Annotated in this window: 24 protein-coding genes; 13 read left to right on the top strand and 11 right to left on the bottom strand. The window is 31.9% G+C overall.

Annotated features, from left to right (window positions below; all coding sequences use genetic code 11):
- Positions 1-534 precede the first annotated feature (534 nt).
- Complete coding sequence (locus FOF46_RS24320; protein ID WP_143918256.1) at positions 535-1,395, top strand: M57 family metalloprotease; 861 nt, start codon at positions 535-537, stop codon at positions 1,393-1,395.
- 80 nt (positions 1,396-1,475) lie between these two features.
- Here FOF46_RS24320 and FOF46_RS24315 read toward each other — a convergent pair whose 3' ends face one another.
- Positions 1,476-1,841, bottom strand: a complete 366-nt coding sequence (locus tag FOF46_RS24315) for a hypothetical protein (protein ID WP_143918255.1) — start codon at positions 1,839-1,841, stop codon at positions 1,476-1,478.
- Positions 1,842-2,008: 167 nt separating this feature from the next.
- On the opposite strand from FOF46_RS24315, the gene FOF46_RS24310 reads away from it, so the two are divergent.
- Genes FOF46_RS24310 through FOF46_RS24295 form a run of 4 tightly spaced genes read left to right on the top strand, consistent with a single transcriptional unit; the run spans position 2,009 to position 7,121 of the window.
- Complete coding sequence (locus tag FOF46_RS24310; RefSeq protein WP_109435126.1) at positions 2,009-2,683, top strand: TetR/AcrR family transcriptional regulator; 675 nt, start codon at positions 2,009-2,011, stop codon at positions 2,681-2,683.
- Between the two features lie 3 nt (positions 2,684-2,686).
- Positions 2,687-4,354 (top strand): peptidase domain-containing ABC transporter, encoded by a 1,668-nt coding sequence (locus tag FOF46_RS24305; protein ID WP_109435125.1) that lies wholly within the window; start codon positions 2,687-2,689, stop codon positions 4,352-4,354.
- 6 nt (positions 4,355-4,360) lie between these two features.
- The gene (locus FOF46_RS24300) at positions 4,361-5,710 is read left to right on the top strand and encodes an HlyD family secretion protein (RefSeq protein WP_109435124.1); all 1,350 of its coding nucleotides are present in this window, start codon (positions 4,361-4,363) and stop codon (positions 5,708-5,710) included.
- Between the two features lies 1 nt (position 5,711).
- Entirely contained in the window at positions 5,712-7,121 is a 1,410-nt protein-coding gene (locus FOF46_RS24295) for a TolC family protein (RefSeq protein ID WP_109435123.1), read from the top strand.
- 80 nt (positions 7,122-7,201) lie between these two features.
- Here FOF46_RS24295 and corA read toward each other — a convergent pair whose 3' ends face one another.
- The 6 genes from corA to FOF46_RS24265 form a co-directional block, all read right to left on the bottom strand.
- On the bottom strand, positions 7,202-8,284 hold the full coding sequence (gene corA, locus FOF46_RS24290; RefSeq protein WP_109435122.1) for a magnesium/cobalt transporter CorA: 1,083 nt from the start codon (positions 8,282-8,284) through the stop codon (positions 7,202-7,204).
- Positions 8,285-8,379: 95 nt separating this feature from the next.
- On the bottom strand, positions 8,380-9,585 hold the full coding sequence (locus FOF46_RS24285; protein ID WP_109435121.1) for a hypothetical protein: 1,206 nt from the start codon (positions 9,583-9,585) through the stop codon (positions 8,380-8,382).
- Between the two features lie 3 nt (positions 9,586-9,588).
- Positions 9,589-9,957 (bottom strand): hypothetical protein, encoded by a 369-nt coding sequence (locus tag FOF46_RS24280; RefSeq protein WP_143918254.1) that lies wholly within the window; start codon positions 9,955-9,957, stop codon positions 9,589-9,591.
- A gap of 12 nt (positions 9,958-9,969) precedes the next feature.
- A complete protein-coding gene (locus FOF46_RS24275) occupies positions 9,970-10,743 on the bottom strand; it encodes an outer membrane lipoprotein-sorting protein (RefSeq protein ID WP_109435120.1) in 774 nt (257 codons plus the stop codon).
- Positions 10,744-10,769: 26 nt separating this feature from the next.
- A complete protein-coding gene (locus FOF46_RS24270) occupies positions 10,770-13,154 on the bottom strand; it encodes an efflux RND transporter permease subunit (RefSeq protein WP_109435119.1) in 2,385 nt (794 codons plus the stop codon).
- A 245-nt stretch (positions 13,155-13,399) separates the two neighbouring features.
- Entirely contained in the window at positions 13,400-13,996 is a 597-nt protein-coding gene (locus tag FOF46_RS24265) for a TetR/AcrR family transcriptional regulator (protein WP_109435118.1), read from the bottom strand.
- Between the two features lie 327 nt (positions 13,997-14,323).
- On the opposite strand from FOF46_RS24265, the gene FOF46_RS24260 reads away from it, so the two are divergent.
- From FOF46_RS24260 to FOF46_RS24250, 3 genes are all read left to right on the top strand, one after another.
- The gene (locus tag FOF46_RS24260) at positions 14,324-15,811 is read left to right on the top strand and encodes a xylulokinase (RefSeq protein ID WP_143918257.1); all 1,488 of its coding nucleotides are present in this window, start codon (positions 14,324-14,326) and stop codon (positions 15,809-15,811) included.
- A gap of 4 nt (positions 15,812-15,815) precedes the next feature.
- The gene (gene xylA / locus FOF46_RS24255; RefSeq protein ID WP_109435116.1) at positions 15,816-17,141 is read left to right on the top strand and encodes a xylose isomerase; all 1,326 of its coding nucleotides are present in this window, start codon (positions 15,816-15,818) and stop codon (positions 17,139-17,141) included.
- 219 nt (positions 17,142-17,360) lie between these two features.
- Positions 17,361-18,410 carry an aldose epimerase family protein gene (locus FOF46_RS24250; protein WP_143918253.1) on the top strand — a complete coding sequence of 350 codons (1,050 nt, stop codon included), beginning with the start codon at positions 17,361-17,363 and terminating at the stop codon, positions 18,408-18,410.
- Here the strand turns inward: FOF46_RS24250 and FOF46_RS24245 are convergent.
- The 4 genes from FOF46_RS24245 to FOF46_RS24230 form a co-directional block, all read right to left on the bottom strand.
- Positions 18,407-19,435 carry a LacI family DNA-binding transcriptional regulator gene (locus FOF46_RS24245; protein ID WP_143918252.1) on the bottom strand — a complete coding sequence of 343 codons (1,029 nt, stop codon included), beginning with the start codon at positions 19,433-19,435 and terminating at the stop codon, positions 18,407-18,409. The genes FOF46_RS24250 and FOF46_RS24245 overlap by 4 nt on opposite strands.
- A gap of 147 nt (positions 19,436-19,582) precedes the next feature.
- On the bottom strand, positions 19,583-20,098 hold the full coding sequence (locus FOF46_RS24240) for a cupin domain-containing protein (protein WP_143918251.1): 516 nt from the start codon (positions 20,096-20,098) through the stop codon (positions 19,583-19,585).
- Between the two features lie 12 nt (positions 20,099-20,110).
- Positions 20,111-20,719, bottom strand: coding sequence for an FMN-dependent NADH-azoreductase (locus FOF46_RS24235; RefSeq protein WP_143918250.1), 609 nt, complete (start codon positions 20,717-20,719; stop codon positions 20,111-20,113).
- A gap of 54 nt (positions 20,720-20,773) precedes the next feature.
- Positions 20,774-21,637 (bottom strand): sigma-70 family RNA polymerase sigma factor, encoded by an 864-nt coding sequence (locus tag FOF46_RS24230; protein WP_143918249.1) that lies wholly within the window; start codon positions 21,635-21,637, stop codon positions 20,774-20,776.
- Positions 21,638-21,805: 168 nt separating this feature from the next.
- Between FOF46_RS24230 and FOF46_RS24225 the strand changes: the two genes are divergently transcribed.
- From FOF46_RS24225 to FOF46_RS24205, 5 genes are all read left to right on the top strand, one after another.
- Positions 21,806-22,393 (top strand): TetR/AcrR family transcriptional regulator, encoded by a 588-nt coding sequence (locus FOF46_RS24225; RefSeq protein WP_160114077.1) that lies wholly within the window; start codon positions 21,806-21,808, stop codon positions 22,391-22,393.
- A 61-nt stretch (positions 22,394-22,454) separates the two neighbouring features.
- Positions 22,455-22,919 carry a hypothetical protein gene (locus FOF46_RS24220; protein WP_109435109.1) on the top strand — a complete coding sequence of 155 codons (465 nt, stop codon included), beginning with the start codon at positions 22,455-22,457 and terminating at the stop codon, positions 22,917-22,919.
- Between the two features lie 10 nt (positions 22,920-22,929).
- Positions 22,930-23,247: a DUF3817 domain-containing protein gene (locus FOF46_RS24215; protein WP_109435108.1), complete on the top strand. Its 318-nt coding sequence runs from the start codon at positions 22,930-22,932 to the stop codon at positions 23,245-23,247.
- Complete coding sequence (locus FOF46_RS24210) at positions 23,244-23,606, top strand: rhodanese-like domain-containing protein (RefSeq protein ID WP_143918248.1); 363 nt, start codon at positions 23,244-23,246, stop codon at positions 23,604-23,606. The genes FOF46_RS24215 and FOF46_RS24210 overlap by 4 nt, the downstream gene beginning before the upstream one ends.
- Positions 23,603-23,836, top strand: coding sequence for a hypothetical protein (locus FOF46_RS24205; protein ID WP_143918247.1), 234 nt, complete (start codon positions 23,603-23,605; stop codon positions 23,834-23,836). The genes FOF46_RS24210 and FOF46_RS24205 overlap by 4 nt, the downstream gene beginning before the upstream one ends.
- Positions 23,837-23,871 lie beyond the last annotated feature (35 nt).

Genomic DNA, 23,871 nt, shown 5'->3' with positions numbered 1-23,871 from the left:
TTTAAAACCTTGAGTATTTTATCGTAATTTGCTTGAAAGTTGTGCATATGAATTATAGTGTCGTAACTACAATTTACTGCCTTTTAGCAGTTTGCGCAACTTTTTCTAAATGCACAACGGGTTATATATATAATTTTTTTAGTTTTTTTTAACATTTGTATTGTAAACTTTATAATTTGTAAGAAAAAACTCTCTTGTCTGTTTTTCCTGGGGTAGTTTAAGTTTTATTTAACATCCTTATTTTTCTTTTGTTTTAACAGTTTTTTCACATATTTGTACAATTCATACTTTGTGTATTTGATCGATTTTCTATTAATTACACTTTAAGTTTCCCTCGTTTTCTTTAGAAGAATCTTACGGTTTTACCGTATTTACAGAGAATTCTTTAAAATATTAACTGATATTTAAAAAAAAATATCATATCTTCAGCTCGCAAAAATTTAAAAAGTTCAAAGTTTTTTACATAATTGCATTTAGGATAGGATGTAAAAATTCTATTTTAGTTTAATAACTACACAAACTCAACTTATTAAAATGAAAAAAATCAAAGTACTAGCGCTTTGCGCTATCGTTGCTGGTTTTTCAACATCTTGTGAAAAAAGTGATGTTGCCAGCGAAGCTCAACCAGAAGCAGTTACAGAATCAATATCTAAAGAGCATAGAGAAGCTCTTTTGAAAACTGGTGTGAGTGATTTTGGTGCAGAATATATTACTGTACAACACCCAGGGCAGCAGCCTTTTGACGCTATTCTTGCAGATGGAGATATTATCTTTGCATTAGACCAACTAGCAGAGCAAGCATTGGAGGAAAGTGAAAATAATGCTAAGCAGTATAGAACAAGAAACCTTGTAAGTCAGGGTAGAACTATTCGTGTAACAGGTTGGACTGGAAGTGGAAACGCACTTACCAGTAAAATGCGTACTGGTTTACAATGGGCAGTAAATAACTATAACCGTATTAATATCAGCCTTAATTTTGTACTTACTTTTGGTACAGATCAAGGTAATAATGTAGATATGGTTGTATATAACAACAACCGTTCCGGTGGTGGTGGTTCTGCAGGATTCCCAAGTGGTGGTAGACCTAACAAATACATTCAGATCAATGCGGGTACTGATAGTTTTAGTACTAATGTTAATGAGCATGTAATTGGTCATGAAATGGGTCACTCTGTAGGTCTAAGACATACTAACTATGCAAGAAGAAATTGCCCTGATGGTTCTAATGAAGGTGATGGAGGTGTAGGAGCAATCCACATTCCAGGTACACCAACTGCCAACCAAACAGGTCAAGCAGGATTAGATACTGATTCTTTTATGATCGCTTGTTTTAGCGGTAATGAAGACGGAGAATTCAGTAATTTTGACCGTATAGCATTAGAAGCATTATACTAAGAATTAAAATTTAATACAAAAGCTTTGAACTTTTGCATAAAAACCATCCCGTTTACTAGGGATGGTTTTTTATTTTCTGATCATCTAACGAGGACAACTTCTTTGTTCTCCAGCGCTTTTTCTAGGTTTATTTTAACTCGAGATATACTATTGAAGAATTTACGTCCATCTTCCCTTTTCAAAGTAATCTTGCGATTTCCTTCTTTATCTTGAGCTACTTCGGTAACGATTACGCGTTCTCCAATCAACGATTTGTAATTAGGGATACCTCCTTTTTTTATAATGAAATTTGTCTTAGGAAAGTGTATGTGCTGATATTGTTGGGCAGAAGGCTTTCCGATAACCAAAATATCTCCAACTTCAATTGGATCCTGTGCATTAGACGTGTTTCCGTGTCCTTTTGCTATAAAAAATGATAATAATGCAAAAATTAGAATTTTTTTCATGACTATTCTTATTTATGGTTACTAAATGGCTTGTCTAATTATAAAATTATTAATTATTAAGGACTTGTAAATATATCATTGGTTAAATAAAAGTTAATCTATTAGTAATTGATAGTATTACTTTTAAATTTGCACTAAATGTTTTTAAAATTAATCAAGATAAACAAATGAAATATTTACTTCAGGATTTGAAAGTTAGGATTAATGAGAAGATTTATATCAAAGATCCAGAATCTTCTGCATTAGGCAAAAGAATCATAGAGCATAGTATTCTTATGATTCAGGAAGTTGGTTTTGAAAGTTTCACATTTAAGAAACTTGGTGAGAAAATTGGTTCTAATGAAAGTTCTATTTATCGATATTTTGAAAACAAGCATAAGCTATTGTTGTATTTAACATCTTGGTATTGGGGATGGCTAGAATATCAATTGGTGTTTTCGACCAATAGTATTGCTAATCCGGAAGAAAAATTAAAAAAAGCAATAGAAATCATTACCAGGTCAGTAAAAGAAGATTCTTCTTTTTCTCATATTAATGAAGTGCTTTTAAACAAAATTGTAATTAACGAATATTCTAAATCATATTTAACCAAAGAAGTAGATGAAGAAAATAAAGAAGGTTACTTCTCTATATATAAACGTTTGGTAATGCGACTTAGTGATATGATTAAAGAATTTGATTCTCAATATCAATATAGCTCTAGTTTATCGAGTACAATTATTGAAGGAGCGCTACATCAACATTTTTTAAGAGAGCATTTTCCTTCATTAACTGATTGTAATAAAAATGTGACTCCCACTACCTATTTTATGAACCTTGTTTTTAATTCGATAAAGAAATAATTTATGGCAAAAAACGTTTTGACGGCTTGGCAAAGGCTAATAGGGCTTTTGAAGCTTGACAAAAAGGATATTTTGCAGACATTTTATTATGCGATATTTGCAGGATTAGTTAATCTTTCACTTCCTCTAGGTATTCAGGCAATTATCAATCTGGTACAAGGTGCTCAAATTAGCACTTCCTGGATTATTTTAGTAATTCTGGTAACAGCAGGTGTTTTGTTTGTTGGATTATTACAACTTATGCAAATTCGGATAATAGAGAATGTTCAACAAAAAATCTTTACAAGAGCCTCTTTTGAATTTTCATATCGTTTCCCGAAAATCAAAATGAGTGAATTACGTAATTATTATCCGCCAGAGTTGGCCAATCGTTTTTTTGATACGTTAACAACTCAAAAAGGATTAGCTAAGATATTAGTTGATTTTCCGGCTGCTCTTTTACAGATAATTTTTGGATTGACGCTACTTTCATTTTATCATCCATTTTTTATAATTTATGGATTATTATTATTACTTCTGGTGTATATAGTCTTTAAATATACTGCTAAACGTGGTTTAGAAACAAGTCTAAAAGAATCCAAAAGTAAATACAAAGTTGCGCATTGGATTCAAGAAATAGCGAGATCTATAGTAAGTTTTAAGCTTTCTGGAAAAACAAATCTTGCATTACAAAAAAATGATGCATTAGTATCAGAATACCTTTCGGCAAGAGAAAGTCATTTTAAAGTGCTAGTGATTCAATTCATTCAAATGATTGGTTTTAAAGTTTTGGTAACTGCTGGACTTTTGCTCATAGGAGGTATTCTCGTCCTTAATCAAGAAATGAATATAGGACAATTTGTTGCTGCAGAAATTATTATAGTATTAGTTATTGGTTCTGTAGAAAAATTAATAACTGGCTTAGAATCTTTCTATGATGTTCTAACTTCTCTCGAAAAATTAGGACAGGTTGTGGATAAAGATTTAGAACCGCAAGAAGGTGAAAAACCTTTTAAAACAAATGAAGGATTCACAGTAGAACTAGATCACGTTTCTTATGCTACTCCTGAAGGTAAAAGAAAAATATTGGATGATGTCTCACTCAAAATAACAGAAAGCTGCACTATTCTGGTGCAGGGGTCTAATGGATCTGGTAAATCAACGTTATTACGATTAATAGCTGGGCTTATCGAACCTAATAGAGGGAGTATTTATATAAATGATGTAGAACTTAGAGGAATTAATCTTAATTACTACAGAGCTCATTTGGGACAGTCTCTAACAGAGGAATCCCCTTTTGAAGGTACAATACTGGAAAACATAACTTTTGGGGATACCGATATCCCTTTTGAAGATGTGTATTGGGCTCTTGAAAAAGTTGGACTTACTCAATTTGTAAAGGAACAACCCAAAGGTCTAAAAACGATACTGTATCCAGAAGGAAAACAAATGTCTTATACTATAGCTAAAAAGATAGTTTTGGCTAGAAGTATTGTTAGAAAACCTAAACTTTTAATTTTAAAAGATCCATTAGATCAGTTTGATGATCAGGAAGTAAATAGAATTATGGATTTTCTTACAGACTCTTCCAATCCTTGGGCTCTAGTTGTAGTGAGTCAAAATAACAAATGGATAAAACGATGCGGTAGAGTTATCAATATCGAAAATGGTAAAATTATAAGTGATAAATAAAGAACTATGTTGAATATCTCACATAATACATTAAATAAGAAGGTTGACCTTTCTGATTATAATGCGATTCAAAAGGTCTTTCACAAAAGGCATCATAAATATTTTAATCGTTTTTTGAAAATATTTGCCGTATCTGTATTTATTATACTCTTTCTTCCTTGGACTCAAAATATTTCTGGAGATGGTTATTTAACCACTTTAAAACCAGATCAACGTCCGCAAACCATTCAATCACCGATACCTGGTAGAATAGAAAAATGGTATGTTCAAGAAGGAGATTTTGTAAAGAAAGGAGATACTATTTTATTTATTTCTGAAGTGAAAAACGAATATTTTGATCCTAATCTGGTAGCTCGTACTGGTCAACAAATTAAGGCAAAATCAATGGCAGTGAATTCCTATCAGGAAAAGGTGAAGGCTTTAGAAAATCAAGCAAGTGCTTTGGTTAATGAGCGAAGTCTAAAACTACAACAAGCCAAAAATAAACTGTTACAATCAAAACTAAAGGTACAAAGTGACAGTATAGATTTAGAAGCTGCAAAAACCAATGTTACAATAGCAGAACGTCAATATAATCGTACTGAGCAATTACAGAATGAAGGATTAAAAGCAGTTACAGATGTAGAGGAAAAAAGATTGAAATTGCAGGAAACACAGGCAAAATTGATTTCGCAAGAAAATAAATTGTTAGCTAGCAAAAATGAAGTGATTAATGCACAAGTAGAAATTAATCGCGTTCAAGCAGAGTACACAGATAAAATATCAAAATCGCAGAGTGATAGATTTACGGCGCAATCTAGCCAGTTTGATGCAGAGGCTCAGGTGACCAAACTAGAAAATCAATATACGAATTATGAAATGCGTAATGATATGCATTACATTAAAGCCCCCCAAAGTGGTTTTATTAATAAAACATTACGATCAGGAGTAGGGGAAACGTTCAAAGAAGGAGATCAGTTGGTGAATATAATGCCTTCTGAATATGATTTGGCAGTAGAAACCTATGTAAAACCTATAGATCTTCCTTTAATTCACTTAGGTGAAAAGATACGTATACAATTCGATGGTTGGCCTGCAATTATTTTTAGCGGATGGCCTAATATTTCATATGGTACTTATGGAGGAAAGATTGTTGCTATCGAAACTTTTATCAGTAAAAATGGAAAATACAGAATTCTAATTGCTCCTGATCAAGATGATCATGAGTGGCCAAAAATACAAGTTGGATCCGGAGCCAGAACACTTGCATTATTAGAAGATGTACCTATATGGTTTGAATTATGGCGTAAACTCAACGGTTTCCCACCAAATTATTATCAACCTAATGGAGAAAAAGTAATATCTGAAAAAAAATAAAATGAGGAACTATTTATTGTATTCCCTACTTTTTTTGGTCTCTTCACTCTTTTCTCAAGAAATAGAAACCGATACTATTGTTCTTAATTTTAAAGAATACCTGGGGTATGTAAAAAAATATCATCCGATAACTAAGCAAGCTGAGTTAAATATAGATATCGGACAAGCAAATCTTATGAAAGCTCGTGGAGGGTTTGATCCTAAAATGGAAGTAGATTATGATAGAAAGAAATTTAAAGGAACAGAGTATTATGATCTGTTAAATGCTACATTTAAGATTCCAACCTGGTATGGTATAGAGTTTAAAGGAGGTTTTGAACAAAATGATGGTGATTTTCTAAATCCCCAAAATTCTGTTCCTGATGATGGTCTTTTTAGTGCAGGAGTCTCTATCCCTATTGCACGAGGTTTATTGATTAATGATAGAATGGCAACCTTGCGTAAAGCTAAATTTTTTAGAGAACAAACTAAAGCAAATAGAGATCTATTGGTAAATCAAATTTTATATGATGCTTCTTTAGCTTATTTTGATTGGTTAAGAGCTTATGCTGAAAAAGAGATTTATAATGACTTTGTACAAAATGCTAAAATTCGCTTTGAAGGTGTAAAGAGGAGTGCTTTGGCTGGTGATAAAGCAGCTATTGATACAACAGAGGCTAAAATTGCTTTTCAGAATAGAACCTTGAGCCTTGAGCAGGCAAAAGTAAAACTCATGAAGTCGTCCTTAGCATTATCTAATTTCTTATGGTTAGAAGGTAATGTGCCAATAGAATTGCAATCTAATGTGATACCAGATCAGAAAGTTGAAGAAGTTATTGATAGTACATTAGAAATAGAAGGTAGTCCGTTAAGTAGTTTTACATTAGAAAACCACCCTAAACTTAAATCTTTAGCATATAAAATTGAAGGTTTGGAAGTCGATAGAAAGTTAAAAGCTAATAAGCTATTACCAAAGATTGATCTAGAATATAATTTTTTAACAGAAACACCAGAAACAGCACGATCTTTTAACACTGCAGAATATAAGGGTGGTGTTAGTTTTAGTTTCCCTCTTTTTTTAAGGAAAGAACGAGGAGCTTTAAAATTGGCAAAGTATAAAGTTCAAGATGCTAGATTCGAACTTGAAACTACACAGTTACAAATTAAAAATAAAGTGACAGCTATATTTGCAGAATTAGAATCCTTTATTAACCAAAATGAGTTAATAGAAAATATAGTCAGAGATTATAATACTTTGCTTGCCGCAGAAGAACGTAAATTTAGTTTTGGAGAGAGTTCATTATTTCTCATCAATTCAAGAGAAAAAAGCCTTATTGATGCAAAACTTAAGGAAATAGAAGTACAGAACAAGTTTTTCACAACAAAAGCTAAGTTGTTTAATAGTTTGGCTGTAAATCCTCTAAGCCTTTAGGTGTCTCCTTGGATCTAAATGTTAACCGTGATTTAACTGTTTTTGTTTATTTGGAAATTCGTGGTGATATTATGAATAGTTTAAAGCCATTTCTTCTTCCTGAAGAATATTAATAATGCCAAAAATAAGAGGAACATAATGCCCCAAAGGACATAATAGCTGTATTTCCACTTTAATTCGGGAATGTATTCAAAGTTCATTCCATAAACCCCCACAATAAAAGTCAGGGGAATGAAAATAGTTGAAATGATGGTTAGGACCTTCATTATTCCATTCATTTTATTACTTATGGTCGTCATATACATGTCCATTAGCCCCCAAATCATTTCACGATATACATCAATATTTTCATGAACATGAATAATGTGGTCATATAAGTCTCTAAAATAATCCTTATTTTTCTCTTGAATAAGATCGGTTTCAGATTTTATTATTCTGCCAATAACTTCTCTTAATGGTAGAACACTTCTTCGTATTCTAAGGATTTCACGTTTTAGGGATTGAATATCTTGCGTGATATTACTATTAGTTTTTTCGTTAAATAGTTCATCTTCCAAAAGTTCAACTTTATCTCCTAAATGCTCAATTACTACAAAGTAATTATCAAAGACTGCATCCAACAGTGAATACCCAAGATAATCGGAAGAAGAATTACGAATTCTACTTTTTGAATTAGATATTCTTGATCTCAGGGGGTCAAAAATATCTTCTTCTGACTCTTGAAAAGTAATTACATAGCCCTTGCCAAGCACAATTGATATATGTTCTACTGTAAATTCTTGTTTTTTATTAAAATACATCATTTTTAAAACCAAAAAAATATGAGTCTCATACTCTTCTATTTTGGCACGTTGATTTGTATTTACAATATCTTCAAGCAACAAAGGATGTAATCCATAAAATTCTCCAATTCGGGTAATCTCTTTTGTGTGACTTAATCCGTTTATGTTAATCCAGGAAGTATGATCATTTCCTTTAAATACAAAAGCATCTTCAATATTATCAGTTTCGGTTATATTATAAGAGTCTTTAGTGTAATCATGAATTTCTATTTTTGTTGAAAGATGCTCTTTTTCACCTATATATACTACAGTTCCCGGAGCTTTTCCAAAGCTCTTAGCTAACTTTGTTTTTTTGATTTTTACAGGTTGTTTTCTCTTCATGTGATATCACTTGTTTAGTAAAAATACTAAAAGATATCTTGCTGTATGAAGAGTAAAAAACTTTCTTTCTATGAAAAGGATTTAGAAATTAATACTTAAAAATATTTAGAAATTGAAATTCTGAAAAAACTATCTTCTCTAAAATTAGATAAGATTAATTCATTTTGATCGATGTTATTAAATATTCGAGCTTCTACTTCTGCAGTCCAGCTACTACCAAAACGTCGAGAAGCTTCTAGACTGAATATGGTACTATCAGACTCTAGATCTGTAATACCTCCAATTAAGATTGAAGTATCTTGAGTGTCATTAAAAGCTATTCTGCTTCCAAAAAACAGATCATTTTGCAATGCATTTAAAGCAAGTTCATCGCGTTCATCATACAAATACTCTCCTAATAATCCTATATCCAGGCCATTTCCATCAATATTAGAAAACGTATATTCCAGACCAGCAACCAAAGCAAAGAAATCCTGAGCATCTGCATTACGATAAATAGATTCTAGTTTCCAGAGAAAAGCATCATGAGTAATCTGTAATTCTAAACCAGTTTGGTTAATTACAGGATAAAAGGCATTAATATTTCCTGTAGCATCAAAATCAAAAAGAGGTTCTCGACCTGTACCGTAAAAGTGTGATACTCCAATATCTACAATATCAAAATAATGCTTCCATCTAAATGCAATATCCTGACGCCATTCTTCTGCACTACTTTCATATTGCAAATCCTCTTTGTCAATAACTACAGGAAAACGTAATCTTCCTTTTTCACCGGCAAAAGTACGTTTACGGTGATAGGGGAGATAAAAGAAATCAAAAGTCCCTAAATTTTGAGTAATCCAGGTAAATTGTGCCATAGGCTGTCCGAGTTTTTCTTCACCATCAAAAGTTTCAACTGCATCGGTTTGGTTAATAATATCTACCAGATGGTTACTTTCGGTTACACCCCAGTATACCTTTTTGAGTCCAAGACTGAATTCCCAATTATTTTTGGCTTTTTGATAATATAATTCTCGTATATCCCAATGAGTACGCTCATCATCAACATCAAGTCTGAAAAAACCTTTAAAATTGATACTTTCATAACCTTTGTTCCAATCAATAGCGTATTCTGGACGTATAGCAAAAGAAGGGAAATGATCTTTCTGATCTTCAAAAAGAGCATCGTCATAAAAATATCGGTATTCACTTTCTAATTCTAGCTCAAAATCATGATTGACTTTTTTTACATCTTCGTTTTGAGCATATGTAGTAAATACCCCTGATAACAGAAGTAGGTAATAAATATATTTAATTTTCATGTACTATTTTTTTATTTCCTGATCTTTGACAAGGCCAAGCACTGTAATCAATACTCCGATAAGAATCATAAAAAGCAGAGTAACGAAAAAAGAATTGTGATATACGAAGTATAGTCCTAAGGAACATAAACTAAAAAAGATACGAATCAAGATCGTCCATTTATAAATCTTTTCTACTTTATACTTAAATATTAGAGTTATAAAAGACCCTATGATTAAGAATAGTACTCCCAATAAGTTAGCCAATTCTAGCGGATATGTTGTGCTACTATTTAAAAAGGAGAACACAAGGCTTGGTTTAACTAATAATAACAATCCACTAATCCAAAGAACTGCTATAGAGTATAGTAAACTTAACCTTGTGTGTTCCATTATGATATGTATTTACTGTCCGGCACGCTGAAGCGCCACCTGGGTGAAATCCTCCTCTGCAAGTTTTGCTTCAAAATTATATTCACCAAATTTTAAAACAGTCTCTTTATTACTTTGATGATTTACCATATGCAAAGTGAGTGCTCTCCAAAATTTGCCTTTGTACAATTTATAATCACTATAATTGAGCGTTTTTAATAATGAATTTTTTCGATCGTAAAATTCCACTTTTTCAAGACGATATCCTTTTTCTTTATTATAGGTTACCAGACGTCTGGTATAACCGGATTTTGGGTCAACGGGGTCTTGTTCTACAATCAGAAGATTTCCTTTTTCCTCTAAGAATGTATAGGTGTATTTTTCAACTTCTTGAGAAGAAAGGTCTTCATACGCAAATTCACTTCCAACAAAAGGACCTGATTTGTTATTAGAAGAGATTCTTTTTACTCTTTTAATAGAAGGTAAGAACAACCATTGATCATCTGATCCGACTTTATGAGTGAAGGTAAGTGTGGAAGTACCTTTTACATCTTTTGGACTATTAAAAACGATTAAAGATTTATCCCCATCTTCTGTTTGCTCTAAAGTTCTTGTTATTAATAATCGTTCACTGGTTTGCCCATTCTTATTTTTAAGGGTCATTTTTAGGTTTACAATAGAGCTATTGAAACCTTGATCGGCTTTATCAGCTGCTTTAGCAACTTGTAAACCTCGTTCTGCAGCATTTTGAGCGTTTAAATTGGTTATTGCTACTAATGCTATTACTGTAAAAATTAGCTTTTTCATTGTTTTAATTTTTAATATTGAATATGTTATTTATCAAGTTGTACTTGTGGTTTTAGTTCCTGCACAGGAGCTTTGGTTTCACTTTTTTTACTCACAAGAATAAGTAGTGAGGGAAGTAATATAAAATCGATAATTAGTGCGGCTAGAATAATGATAACCGTGATTCGAGCCATGTAACTATTTAAAGCAAACGATGAGGTAGATAGTACTGCAAATCCTGCCAGGAGAACTATGGTTGTCGTTACTAATGCTTTACCTACGGTTTCGAAGGCATAAATCACAGCTTGTTTTGAGTCATATCCAAGTTCTCTACGAGCCCGAAGAAACTTACTCATAAAATGAACCGTATCGTCTACTATAATTCCTAGAGTCATACCAAAAACGATAACCATACCAGTATTAATTTGTGCTTTGTACATAGCCCAAAAACCAAACCCAACCAAGACAGGAGTCACATTCGGGATAATACTTAAAAGCCCCAGCTTAAAGTTTCTTAAAGCAAACATTAATACTAAAGAAATCAAGATTAAAGCAATAATGTTTCCTTTAAACATACTATCGGCTTGACGAAACCCTAGTTTTGAAAACATAAGTGTTGGACTTACGCCTATAGTATGCATAGGTTCTGGAGTATTATTTTTTAACCAATTTTCTGCTCGTTTAGAAAAAGCAATCATTTCTGCACTCGAGATATTTTCGATAGTTACTGTTACTCGTGTCTCAGATTTATCTACATTAATTTGGTTATTTAGGTCTAATCCAAATGGAAGAGAAAGCTCGTATAATAATAGATATTGAGCAGCTTCTTCCCTGTTACTGGGAACATTGTAATAGGCTTCATTATCGCCATGCATGGATCTATTTACCCTTCTGGCAACCTCGCTAAAAGCATTTACATGAACAACTTCTGGTTGTTCATCTAACCAGTCTTCAAACTCATTTAATTTTTTAAGATACTGTGGATTATTAATTCCACCACTTTCACCACTTCCTACAGAAAATTCAACATTGTATATTCCGGTTAAGTTGTTACTTATATAATCAGTATCACTTCTAAATTGTACGGTCTCATCAAAATAATTGATGAATTCATCATTAAATTGATTCTTGGTTGCCAAATAAGTAAGTCCACTAATGATAGCTATTGAAATCAAAGTGAGTTTTACGGGTTGTTTGGCTACAAAAAGACCAAGGTTAGTATACCATCCCAATTTTTCTGTTTCAGTTGTTTCTTTTTTCTCTTTAACTTTTACGGGTAAAATTGCCATTAGGGCTGGTAGTGCAGTTGTAGAGAAAATAAACGCCATTGTCATTCCGAATGCTGTGATATTTCCGAGGTCCCAAAATGGAGGAACATCCCCAAAATTCATAGTTAGAAATCCAATAACTGTGGTTAAACTGGTGATGAAAACTGGCATAAAATTAAGACGCATGGACTCGGCTAAAGCTTCTTTTTTTGTATACCCGTCTTTACGCATTTTCTGAAGCATAGTGATCAGTATATGAATACTATCGGCTACAGCGAGAGTTAAGATCATAGTCGGGAATACAGAAGAAGGAGGAGTGAGTTTAATACCCATAATACCTACAAACCCTATGGCGCTCATAATAGAGAATAATACAACAACTAAAGTAGCTAAGGTGCTAAAAAAGTTTCTGGTAAGAATCAATGTAGTAATGATTACAATAATTAGCATAATCATAGTTAACATCATATCTCTCATAGAAGATTCGAAGAAAGCTGTATTAAGAGGTACTAAACCTGAAGAATGTACCTGAAAATTTGGATGTTTCTCCTGAAAATCTGAAATGGCTCCACGAATAAAAGCAGTTACTTCTGGAATTTCTTTTGCACTATCTTCACCTGGCAGTCTAACAGTAACGTTAATTGCAGTAACACTACCTTTTTCATTTAAAATACGATTTACGAGTAAAGGTTCTTTAAGTGCTTTTTCTTTAATAATTTTGATTTCGGCATCTGTTTTGGATGCAGATTCATAGGATAAATCATCTACATAGAGATCATCTCCTTGTGCGCTTGTATGCTGAAAATTAGTTACAGCATCTACTCTGGAAGAGTAAGGAGTGTTCCAGGCTTCTGCAGTGAGTTCTTCAATCGCAATAAGATTTTCTTTGGTAAATATATCACCATTTGAAGGGGATAAAACAATAACAATATTGTCATCTTTGGTATACTTCTCCTGTAAAGCATCAAAGGCTTCTAATTCAGGGTTGGATTCACTAAAAAATACGTGATAATCTCCATCAAATTCCATATTACCTTGTGAACCTAGCCCTAAAGCTAAAATCAGCGTTGTAATTAGTACGGGCCATTTAAATTTGATAACAAATTCAGCCCATTTTTTTGCAAACGTATTAGTAACGTTGCTCGCTTTTTTAAGTGCATTCATTTTTTTATTGATTAGTTGACCAGTCGACTTGTTGGTTAAAATAAGAAGACATGATGCGAGTTTTATATGTAGACGAATAAATGATTAATAATTGGACACGGTACTAAAGAAAAATTTAAATACTTGACCGGTCATCTATTTTTTTGATTGTTTATTGATTTATTAAATTTTACTTCATAATTATAGGTTAGAATTGTTTAATATTATATAATTGACCAGTCATCTATAATGTGGTCAAAAAAAAATTATTTTAAAAATACCTTTTTTGTCATTTTTAAGAGGTTGTCAATAGGCGATGCACTTTGCATTTCTTTCATAGTTGTCATAGCACCTTTACCTGCATCTTCTATAAATTCTACCATGCTCACTACATCCATTGAGGCTTCAATTTCTCCTTGTTCTTGAGCTTCTAGAGCTACTTTTGTAATTTCTCCTTTTACAAAATTATTTTTTAGCAAAACGGCTTCACGAATATTATCATTATGTTCTGCCATTTCATTACTTAAATTGCATCCCATACAGCCTAGTTTACATTCTAACTCTTTTTTGAGTACTTCAATCCTATACTCATAAAAATTGGTTAAACGTTGTTTGGGAGAAACTGATTTATCCTGTAAAATATTTAATGCAGGTGTAAATTGCGAAGAAAAATATTTATCCAGTGCTTTAACAACAAAATCTTCTTTACTATCAAAATAGAAATAAAAAGAACCTTTAGGTACTTCAGCGGCTTTAACAATATCATTTACGCTTGTACCATTGTACCCTTTTGACCAAACAATTTCCATACCTTTCTCAAGAAGGTGATCGGCTTTTGTTTCGTGTTTTAGGGTTTTTGACATTATCTTTCTTTTCCGATACAAAAGTATGACCAGTCGTCTAGTAAAACAAAATTTTAAATGTTAAAATTTTGTTTACTTACGTGGCTAAGGTTTAAAAATGAAGAATAGATGCTTTAGTAAGTTGATTATTTACTTAAACGTTTGAGAGAAAAAGAAATGTTTGTAAAAATGTTTGTATATATTTGATATTTAATGTTTTGTGAGTTTTTTCTGCATGTAAATATTCTTTTTTTTTGCTTTTTTGAAAGTGATTTTTGAGGTTTTAAAGCATACTTTCTTTGAATGAAATCTTATAAAAATTAATTTAGAACCCTCAAAATGAATAGTATGTATTATATAGGATTTGACATCGGAAGCTCTTCAATAAAAGCAGCTTTAGTTGATGCCAAAACTGGTAAGTCGATTGCTTCAGTAAATGAACCTGAGGAAGAAATGGATATTATTTCGGTTCATAAAGAGTGGGCAGAGCAAAATCCAGAATTCTGGTGGCAAAATGTTTGTAAAGCTTCAAAACGTATTCTTAAAGAGAATATGATCGGTCCTGATCAAATAAAAGGAATTGGGATTTCATATCAAATGCATGGATTAGTGCTTATAGATGAGGATGGAGAATTGATCAGAAATTCTATCATTTGGTGCGATAGCCGAGCTGTAGAAATAGGAAATAAAGCATTCCAAGAGATAGGGGAGGAACAATGTATGACTACGATACTCAATTCACCTGCAAATTTTACTTCTTCTAAATTAAAATGGGTAAGAGATAATGAACCTGAAAAATATAAAAAAGTACATAAGTTCTTATTACCGGGAGATTATATTGCTTATAAATTTACAGGAATTGCTAATACTACAAGATCTGGTTTATCAGAAGGTACACTTTGGGATTTTAAAAAGGATGAACCTGCAAAATGGTTATTAGAACATTATGATATAGATCCAGATTTGATACCAGAGGTAGTCTCGACCTTTTCTAACCAGGGAGAACTATCTTCAGAAGGGGCAGAAGAAAGTGGCCTTAGTGCTGGAATCCCCATCCTTTATAGAGCGGGGGATCAGCCCAATAATGCCTTATCCCTTAATGTTTTTAATGCGGGAGAAGTTGCTGCTACAGGAGGGACGTCTGGTGTTCTTTATGCGGTAACAGATACCCTTTATGCAAAAGAAGGAGTTAAGTTTAACAACTTTGCACACGTTAATCATTCTGATACAACTACAAGTATTGGAAAACTGTTATGTATTAATGGAGCTGGGATTCAGTATAGATGGTTGAAAAATAATCTTAACCTTGAGACGAATTCTTATCAGACGATGAATTCTCATGCTTCAAAAGTGCCTATAGGTTCTAATAATTTACAATTAATTCCATTTGGTAATGGTGCAGAACGAATGTTTGACAACCAAACCATCGGAACTCATATATGTAATATTAATTTAAATAAACATTCAAGGTCTCATATCTTTAGAGCAGCATTAGAAGGAATTGCATTTTCATTTGTGTATGGGATGGAAATTTTAAAGAAAGATGGAACAGATATTAAAGTGATACGTGCTGGTAATGATAATTTATTCCGTTCAGAGATTTTTTCAAATACTGTTGCAACCCTAATAAATCAGGAAATAGAAATTTATAATACTACAGGTGCCATAGGAGCAGCTCGAGCAGCAGGTTTGAGTGAAGGTACATTTAAAGATTTTGGTACGATGATTACTAAAAATGATCATGTAATGACATATCACCCACTTCAGAATAAAGAAGATTATTTGGAGGCGTATAATAATTGGAAAAAAGAATTAAAAAAAATCATAAAAGAATAAATAGATGGCTTTAGTTGGAGATAAAGAATATTTTAAAGGGATTGGAGATATAAAGTTTGAAGGTGTTACTTCGAATAACCCATTGGCATTTAAGCACTATGATGCTAATAAAGTGGTTGCTGGTAAAACAATGAAAGAACATTTTAAATTTGCTATTGCATATTGGCATACCTTCTGCGGCACAGGAGCAGATCCATTTGGGCCAGGGACGTTAAATTTTGCATGGGATTCATCTCAGGATGCCATTACGGCGGCAAAAGAAAAAGCAGATGCAGCTTTTGAATTTATTACCAAAATGGGATTTGATTACTTCTGTTTTCATGATTATGATTTGGTAAGAGAAGCATCGACATTTTCAGAATCTGAAAAAAGATTATCGAGCATTGTAGAGTATATAAAAGAAAAGCAAAAAGCTTCTGGTGTAAAATTATTATGGGGAACTGCGAATTGCTTTTCGAACCCGAGATACATGAATGGAGCTGCTACAAATCCCGATTTTAATGTGCTAGCGAGAGCTGGAGGTCAGGTAAAGTTAGCATTGGATGCTACCATTGCCCTAAATGGTGAAAATTATGTTTTCTGGGGAGGAAGAGAAGGATATATGTCACTTCTTAATACCAATATGAAAAGAGAGTTGGACCATATGGGTAAATTCCTTACTGCAGCAAAAGATTATGCAAGAGGGCAAGGGTTTACAGGAACATTTTTTATCGAGCCAAAGCCGATGGAACCTATGAAACATCAATATGATTTTGATACGGCAACCTCTATTGCTTTTCTGAAAGAACATGGATTAGATAAAGATTTTAAGATTAATATAGAAGTGAATCACGCTACATTGGCACAACATACATTTCAGCATGAAATACAAGTTGCTGCAGATGCAGGCATGCTAGGGAGTATTGATGCTAATAGAGGAGATTATCAGAACGGCTGGGATACAGATCAATTTCCAAATAATATTGCTGAGGTAACAGAAGCAATGTTGGTTTTCCTTAAATCTGGTGGTTTACAAGGAGGGGGCGTAAATTTTGATGCAAAAATAAGAAGAAACTCTACAGATATGGAAGATGTATTCCTGGCGCATATTGGAGGTGCAGATGTATTTGCAAGAGCTCTAACTATAGCAGATAAGATTATTTCATCTTCTTCATATGAGAGTTTAAGAGAAAAAAGATATAGTTCTTTTGATTCAGGTAATGGTAAAGCATTCGAAGAAGGAAAACTAGATCTAAACAAACTTTATGATATCGCTGTAGAAAATGGAGAATTAGAATTACAAAGCGGTAAACAAGAGCTTTTTGAAAATATTATAAATCAATATATATAAGATTTTTTTAGAATTTATTTTTTTGGTCTATTGAGTGTTCTTGAAGAATACTCTTAACAAACATAAAAACCAAAAACTACTATTTTAAATAGTAGTTTCTGGTTTTTTTTAAATATTCAATTCGGATAGGTTGTGATATTTTGTAAAATAAATGATATTAAAGATTCTTACCGATTATATGTATAACTTTGATTAAATTACAATAAATAAATTTTTAGATTGGGGAAATTAAAAACACGAATACAGCAGAAATCATTTGGCTTTCATAATCAAAAAGAAGTATTCATTTTATCGATAAAAAATAACACTGGGATGCAATTGCAAATTACCAATTTTGCAGCAACCATTACGAGTTTAGAAGTACCAGGTATTGAAGGAGAATTAGTTAATGTGGTTGTAGGTTTTGATACATTGCAGGACTATATTACAAAATCAGAAGGAAAAGAATCCAAGTTTTTAGGTGCTTCTGTAGGGAGGTATGCAGGTAGGATTTCTAAGGGAAAAATAATTGTAGGCGGTATAGAATATCAACTTCATAATGAACAAGGAGTTCATCTGCATGGGGGAAGAAAAGGTTTTGATGAAAAAGTTTGGGAAATAGATGATATCGATGAAGAAGAATTATCAGTTTCTCTTTCTTACTATAGTGAACACATGGAAGAAGGATATCCAGGGGCCCTTGGGGTTAAAGTGACGTATCAATTGACTGATGATAATGAATTAAATATTATATATCAGGCAATTTCAGATCAGGATACTATAATAAATCTTACAAATCATGCATACTATAATCTAAGTGGAGAGAATACAATTGCTGATCATGAGTTAAAGTTGAACTGCTCTACTTATTTAGAGGTTGATAAAAAACATTTACCAACAGGAAAAATACAGTCCGTTGCTAATACAAAATATGATTTTTTGGTATCAAGAAAACTAGATACACTTGAAGAAAAAGGAATCATTGATGATGCTTTTATTTTTGATAAAGAAAAAGAAGCAAAGGCATCTGTTTATTCTCCAAAAACAGGGATTCAGATGGATGTGTATACAAATCAACCTGCAGTTGTTATTTATACCTTGGAAGAATTTCCGGATTGGAACTTCAGAAATGGAGTAAAATATGGTACATTTCCTTCTATTTGTTTTGAAACTCAGAATTATCCAGACGCTCCCAATCATGAGCATTTTCCGTCTGCACTTTTAAAAGCAAAAGAACTTTATAAAAATAGCAGCACTTTTAAATTTAGTATAGCAAAAAATATACGTTAATAGAGAGGTTTGGTGGTTTCACGTTCTATGAGATTGGTCTTTATCACTTTTGTAGTATGAGACGTTTCAGAATTCTCATTTTCTAATTTTTCAATAAGCATTTTGGTAGCAGTTTCTCCCAAGTAGATACCATGTTGACTAATTGTAGTAATGGAGGGTGTAACATATCTAGGCAGGACTCCGTTAGTAAAACCAATAATAGAAATATCTTCAGGAACTTTATATCCTTTTGAAGAAACCATTTTTAATGTATTTACTGCAGAATCTTCTTCTAAGCATAACATAGCATCAACTTTTCTAGAGTCTAGCAAGGCTTTTAGTAAAGTATTGATATCGTTAAATTCATCCACTTTTAAGATAAGAGATTTATCTACCGGAATACCTGCTTCCAAAAGTGCTTTCTTATATCCTTCTAATCTTAATTTCCCTACGCTTAGGTTATGTATAGTAGAAACAATAGCTATGTTTTTACAGCCAGTTTCTATAAAATGATTTGTGGCGTTATATGCTCCTTCTTTATCGTTAACAATAACTTTGTCACATTCAATATCATCAGTTACTCTGTCAAACATAACAATAGGAATGCCTTGATTTATTGTGTTTTGAAAATGAGTGAAGTTTTGTTTTACCTGCGTTTCTTCTGCTATAGAAAGAATAAAACCATCTAATGCAGAGTTTTTAAGAAGCTCCATTGCGCTAACCTCTTTTTCATAAGATTCATTAGAAATACAAGTGATGAGGTTATAGCCTTTTTCGGTAGCTGTCTTTTCTATACCAACAAATACTTTGGTGAAAAAATGATTTAAGATATTCGGAATAATAACCCCAATAGTTTTGGTCTTCTTATTTTGTAAGTTTAACGCAATACTATTGGGTTTGTAATGATGTTCTTTTGCGTATTCCTGAATTTTAGCTTTAGTCTTAGTGCTAATCTCGTAACTATCATTGAGAGCTTTAGAAACTGTAGCAATAGACACATTAAATTCATTTGCTATATCTTTTAAGGTTATTCTTTTCTTTTTCATTGTATGCGATAATAAATGCTCAATTTATAAGAAACATTTGAGATATAACAATAAACATAAAAAGAATGTAAAGGTTTATCAGGATAATTATCAAATCTGTTATCATCCTAAATTTAAATTTACATATACTTAGTATTTTTGAAAACGCTATTTGTTTCTTATAGGTAACATATTCGCTGTGTCCACAGGAAAACTATCGTATTTATTATACAATTTTAAGTATTTTTCAGGATCAATAGGTTGATCACTAAGAGTTTCATTCAACCCTCTAAAAAATCCTTCCCGCTTTTGAGATGGATTGAACATAAGAGTTATGTTGACTTCTTCATTAGTGTCATTCTGAAATCCATGGGGAGTAAATCTGGGTGCATATATCACGGTACCTGGTCCAACTTTATGAGCAGTGTTATCTGTACCGGTAATAATTGTTAATATTCCTTTATTTACAATAAAAGTTTCATCCATAAATCTATGATAGTGCAATTTTGCACCAATTGCTCGCGGAGCTAAAACAATATTATAAACTCCCAATTGATCATTAGACACTTTACTGGTAATTTTAAAAGTAAAAGAAATACCGTTCATAGTAAACGTTTCTCCTTCATTGGGTTGAACAACTACAGCATTGTTTTCTAATGCATCATTAAAAAAATCTTCTTTCATGGTATACTATTTTTAAATGTTTTCTTGAATTTGTTGATGAATTTCATTGAGTTTTTTTTGTAATACTTCTGGGTTAGAAGTACCCTCAATAGAAAATGTATTTTTTACATCAATACCAATGTGATGTAAAATTGCTTTTAGATAAGGCTCCTGAAAATCATATTTTTCCATTGGAGTTCCTTTATAAGAACCTCCTTTTGCAAGTGCTAGGTATGCTATTTTTTCTTTTAGCATTCCAAAATAATTCCCTTTTTCATCAACTCCAAATGTTTTGTCAACTCTGGTAATTTGATCAAAATAGGCTTTAAGATTAGAAGGAACGTTTAAGTTGTATAGCGGACTGCTAATAAGAATTTCGTTTGCATTTTCTAATTCACTAATTAACTCATTAGAGGTTGATAGTGCTTTTTTAAGGACGTTGTTGTGTTGGTGTTCTGGAGTATAAAAACCAAGGATAGTATCATTTTGTATGTGTGGTATGTGATATGTTGCTAAATCACGATATCGTACTTGGCCATCTGGATGATTAGATTTCCAATGTTTTTCAATAAAATCTGCAAGTTTCCTTGAATGTGAACCTTCTGTTCTTGAGCTGGAATCAATCCGTAACAATATTTTCATTTTCTTAAATTTTAGATTTGCTAATAAGACAAACCAGAAAAAGAAAACGTGACATTAATTAATATGCTCAGTAATGTTAATTAGCTTTTTAGGATCTATAATAGAGCTTATGCGATAGATTTTTTCATTATCATCAATAGAGAAAACCAAACAAGATAATAGTTTGCCTTTTGTAAAATAAAGAATTGCAGGTTGGTGATTAATTTCTGTGAGCTTTACTTCTTGGTGTTGTAGAAATTTTTTGAATACTTCAAACATGAGGTCGATACATGCAGATTTTCCGCTAGTGTGATTTCGTAACACTTTAATTTCGTTACCACCATCAGCAACAATTTGTATATCTTCTGTAAAAAGTAATTCTAGTTTTTTTACATCCCTATCCTGGATAGCAGCGATATATTTTTTTAAATAGATATTGCTTTCACTACGTTTTAGTGTATTATTAGGTCTTTTAGAGGTTTTGAGCTTTGATTTTGCACGGCTAAGTAGTTTTCTTGAATTTTCTTTAGTCTCCGAAATTACTTCTGCAATTTCCTGATGAGAATAGTTAAAAGCTTCTTTTAAAATAAAGACAGCTCTTTCTTTTACATTAAGTTGTTCCAGTAGAATGAGTAAAGAATAGGATATAATATCTTTTAGATGTAATGCTATATCTGACTCTTCTGTAGCAATAGGTTCTGGCAGAAGAATATCTCCAGAAAGGTTCTTTTTCTGTCTATTTTTGATATTTATAGCTTGATTAATAACACTGGTAATAAGATACCCTTTTTCGTTTTTAACGGTAGCATCTATTTTTAAATATTTACTTAAAACTTCCTGAACAACATCTTTAGCATCTTCTGCAGACCCTAAAATATTATAAGCGTAAGGAAACAAGAGGTTGTGATAGGTATGTAGATCTAAAGTGTCATTTTTCATTTCATAGTAGTGTTTAGAAATTATGAACGAATAGTATAGCTTTAATTTACATTGTAAAATAGATAAACTTTTCGTTTTAATACAATATGACAATTGAAACCTTATGAACGTGACATGCTTATTTTAAATAAATCTGTATATTTGTAAAACATACTAAATGGTAAGTTTTTGAAAAAAGGTGAATACACCAGGCATACGATTCTGGAGAAAGCGTTTGAGATATCCTACAAAAAGGGATATCAATCGACTAGTGTGGATGATATCATTGCGCTTACTTCAGTTTCTAAAGGATCATTTTTTTATCATTTTAAAAATAAAGATGAAATGGGGTTGGCCATGATCAATGAAATAATGTATCCGGGGATGTATAAAGCATTAGTCATTCCTTTAAATGAGAATAAACCGGCAACTCAAAGCATTTATGATATGATCAAATCTATTTTGATTGAAGATCCTGCCTTTGATCCAAGATACGGTTGTCCTGCTGTAAATATTATTGAAGAGATGGCTCCACTTAATACTTCTTTTAACAAAGCACTGTCAAGACTTATTGATGAAATGCAAAATACCTTAGAAGAAGTCCTAACAAGAGGTAAAAAAGCTGGTCAAATTTGTAAAGAATTAAACGTAAAAGAATCATCTGTCTTTATTATTACAAGTTATATGGGGATTAGAAACCTAGGTAAGTTGTATGGTGTTGATTGCTATCAGGTATATTTAAAGGAGTTAAAAAGATACTTAAGCAGTATAGAGTAATTTTTTTTAATCAAAAACATACCGTTTGGTAAGTTTTAAAAAATAATAAGAGAAATAATATATGTATACTACAGTTTTGATCTTACATTCATTGGTAAAGTGGTGTGTTTTGTTAGCGTTAATATTGACGTTATACAGGTCTTATAAAGGGTACTTTTACAATTTACCATATTACAAAATAGATAATTCAATACGTCATTGGACTGTTACGATTGCTCACATTCAGTTAGTACTAGGAATTATTTTATACGCTCAAAGTCCAATTATTCAATACTTCTGGAGAAACCTTAAAGATGCTTTTTATGAAATGGATATAGTTTTTTTTGGTTTGATTCATTTTTTATTGATGTGCTCGGCTATTATAGTTTTAACGATAGGTTCTGCTTTAGCTAAAAGGAAATTGAATAAAAAAGATAAATATAAAACTACGGTGATCTGGTTTACAATCGCATTACTAATTATTCTAATAGCAATCCCCTGGCCATTTTCTCCTCTTTCAAATCGCCCTTACATAAGAACTTTTTAAACTCATTATAATGAAGAATTATTTAAACTCTACTATCGGAAGATTAAGAATATTAGGATATCTTGAGGGATGTTCTTTATTGTTATTGATGTTTGTAGCTGTTCCGGTTAAGTATATGCTTCGAGAACCAATTCTGGTAAAATTTATAGGACAGGCTCATGGAATATTCTTTGTACTTTTTGTTTTTAATACATTGAAGGTCGCAGTAGAACAGAAATGGAATTTTAAAAGAACAACAAGTAAAGTTATTATTGCTTGTTTCTTTCCTTTTGGCACTTTTTATATCGATAAAAAAATACTTAAAGAAATACATCAATCTACATTATGAACAAAATACTCTTAACACTTATACTTGTAATCATCATATATGGTACTTATAAAATATATCAGCAAGTAAATATTGCCAAAGACTTAGATCGTTTAGTAGCAAAAGGTGCAATTATTTTAGATGTTAGAACTTCAAAAGAGTTTTCAGAAGGTCATATTAATAACGCTATTAATATGTCTCTTGGTAGCATAAGAGAAAGGTATATTGAGCTGGATACAAGTAAAATCTATATTACTTGTTGTTCTCATGGATTGAGAAGTATTAAAGCAGTGAATTTATTAAAAGAGCGGGGGATTAAAAAGGTATACAACGGAGGTGTCTGGAGCGATCTTGAAGAAATCATAAATGAGAACAAATGATTTTAGTATTTAAAACGACTGTAACTTCTACTGAAAAAGCAAATTCGATCTCACCATTTATAGATGCATTACCAGCAATAATTAGGTGGAATTTTGATCTGGAAGATTGCGATAATGTATTAAGGATCGAATGTACAAGTGATATTTCACAAGAAGTTATAGATCTACTCAAAAGAAATGGAATTGAATGCGTAGATTTAGATTCTGAATTGCTTTTTGATATGGATTAAAGTTTATTTAAAATTCAAAACATAATTTTAAGTCA

The sequence above is a fragment of the Aquimarina algiphila genome (assembly GCF_007489275.1).
GTDB classification, from domain to species: Bacteria; Bacteroidota; Bacteroidia; order Flavobacteriales; family Flavobacteriaceae; genus Aquimarina; species Aquimarina algiphila.
The sequence above is the reverse complement of the archived record's forward strand: the minus strand, read 5'-3'. Positions and strand labels throughout refer to the sequence as shown.

What these genes read in the sequence shown, in the direction of transcription:
- FOF46_RS24320 (WP_143918256.1), top strand. Translation starts at nt 535, where the DNA reads ATGAAAAAAATCAAAGTACTAGCGCTTTGCGCTATCGTTGCTGGTTTT.
- FOF46_RS24315 (WP_143918255.1), bottom strand. Translation starts at nt 1,841, where the DNA reads ATGAAAAAAATTCTAATTTTTGCATTATTATCATTTTTTATAGCAAAA.
- FOF46_RS24310 (WP_109435126.1), top strand. Translation starts at nt 2,009, where the DNA reads ATGAAATATTTACTTCAGGATTTGAAAGTTAGGATTAATGAGAAGATT.
- FOF46_RS24305 (WP_109435125.1), top strand. Translation starts at nt 2,687, where the DNA reads ATGGCAAAAAACGTTTTGACGGCTTGGCAAAGGCTAATAGGGCTTTTG.
- FOF46_RS24300 (WP_109435124.1), top strand. Translation starts at nt 4,361, where the DNA reads ATGTTGAATATCTCACATAATACATTAAATAAGAAGGTTGACCTTTCT.
- FOF46_RS24295 (WP_109435123.1), top strand. Translation starts at nt 5,712, where the DNA reads ATGAGGAACTATTTATTGTATTCCCTACTTTTTTTGGTCTCTTCACTC.
- corA (WP_109435122.1), bottom strand. Translation starts at nt 8,284, where the DNA reads ATGAAGAGAAAACAACCTGTAAAAATCAAAAAAACAAAGTTAGCTAAG.
- FOF46_RS24285 (WP_109435121.1), bottom strand. Translation starts at nt 9,585, where the DNA reads ATGAAAATTAAATATATTTATTACCTACTTCTGTTATCAGGGGTATTT.
- FOF46_RS24280 (WP_143918254.1), bottom strand. Translation starts at nt 9,957, where the DNA reads ATGGAACACACAAGGTTAAGTTTACTATACTCTATAGCAGTTCTTTGG.
- FOF46_RS24275 (WP_109435120.1), bottom strand. Translation starts at nt 10,743, where the DNA reads ATGAAAAAGCTAATTTTTACAGTAATAGCATTAGTAGCAATAACCAAT.
- FOF46_RS24270 (WP_109435119.1), bottom strand. Translation starts at nt 13,154, where the DNA reads ATGAATGCACTTAAAAAAGCGAGCAACGTTACTAATACGTTTGCAAAA.
- FOF46_RS24265 (WP_109435118.1), bottom strand. Translation starts at nt 13,996, where the DNA reads ATGTCAAAAACCCTAAAACACGAAACAAAAGCCGATCACCTTCTTGAG.
- FOF46_RS24260 (WP_143918257.1), top strand. Translation starts at nt 14,324, where the DNA reads ATGTATTATATAGGATTTGACATCGGAAGCTCTTCAATAAAAGCAGCT.
- xylA (WP_109435116.1), top strand. Translation starts at nt 15,816, where the DNA reads ATGGCTTTAGTTGGAGATAAAGAATATTTTAAAGGGATTGGAGATATA.
- FOF46_RS24245 (WP_143918252.1), bottom strand. Translation starts at nt 19,435, where the DNA reads ATGAAAAAGAAAAGAATAACCTTAAAAGATATAGCAAATGAATTTAAT.
- FOF46_RS24240 (WP_143918251.1), bottom strand. Translation starts at nt 20,098, where the DNA reads ATGAAAGAAGATTTTTTTAATGATGCATTAGAAAACAATGCTGTAGTT.
- FOF46_RS24235 (WP_143918250.1), bottom strand. Translation starts at nt 20,719, where the DNA reads ATGAAAATATTGTTACGGATTGATTCCAGCTCAAGAACAGAAGGTTCA.
- FOF46_RS24230 (WP_143918249.1), bottom strand. Translation starts at nt 21,637, where the DNA reads ATGAAAAATGACACTTTAGATCTACATACCTATCACAACCTCTTGTTT.
- FOF46_RS24220 (WP_109435109.1), top strand. Translation starts at nt 22,455, where the DNA reads ATGTATACTACAGTTTTGATCTTACATTCATTGGTAAAGTGGTGTGTT.
- FOF46_RS24215 (WP_109435108.1), top strand. Translation starts at nt 22,930, where the DNA reads ATGAAGAATTATTTAAACTCTACTATCGGAAGATTAAGAATATTAGGA.
- FOF46_RS24210 (WP_143918248.1), top strand. Translation starts at nt 23,244, where the DNA reads ATGAACAAAATACTCTTAACACTTATACTTGTAATCATCATATATGGT.
- FOF46_RS24205 (WP_143918247.1), top strand. Translation starts at nt 23,603, where the DNA reads ATGATTTTAGTATTTAAAACGACTGTAACTTCTACTGAAAAAGCAAAT.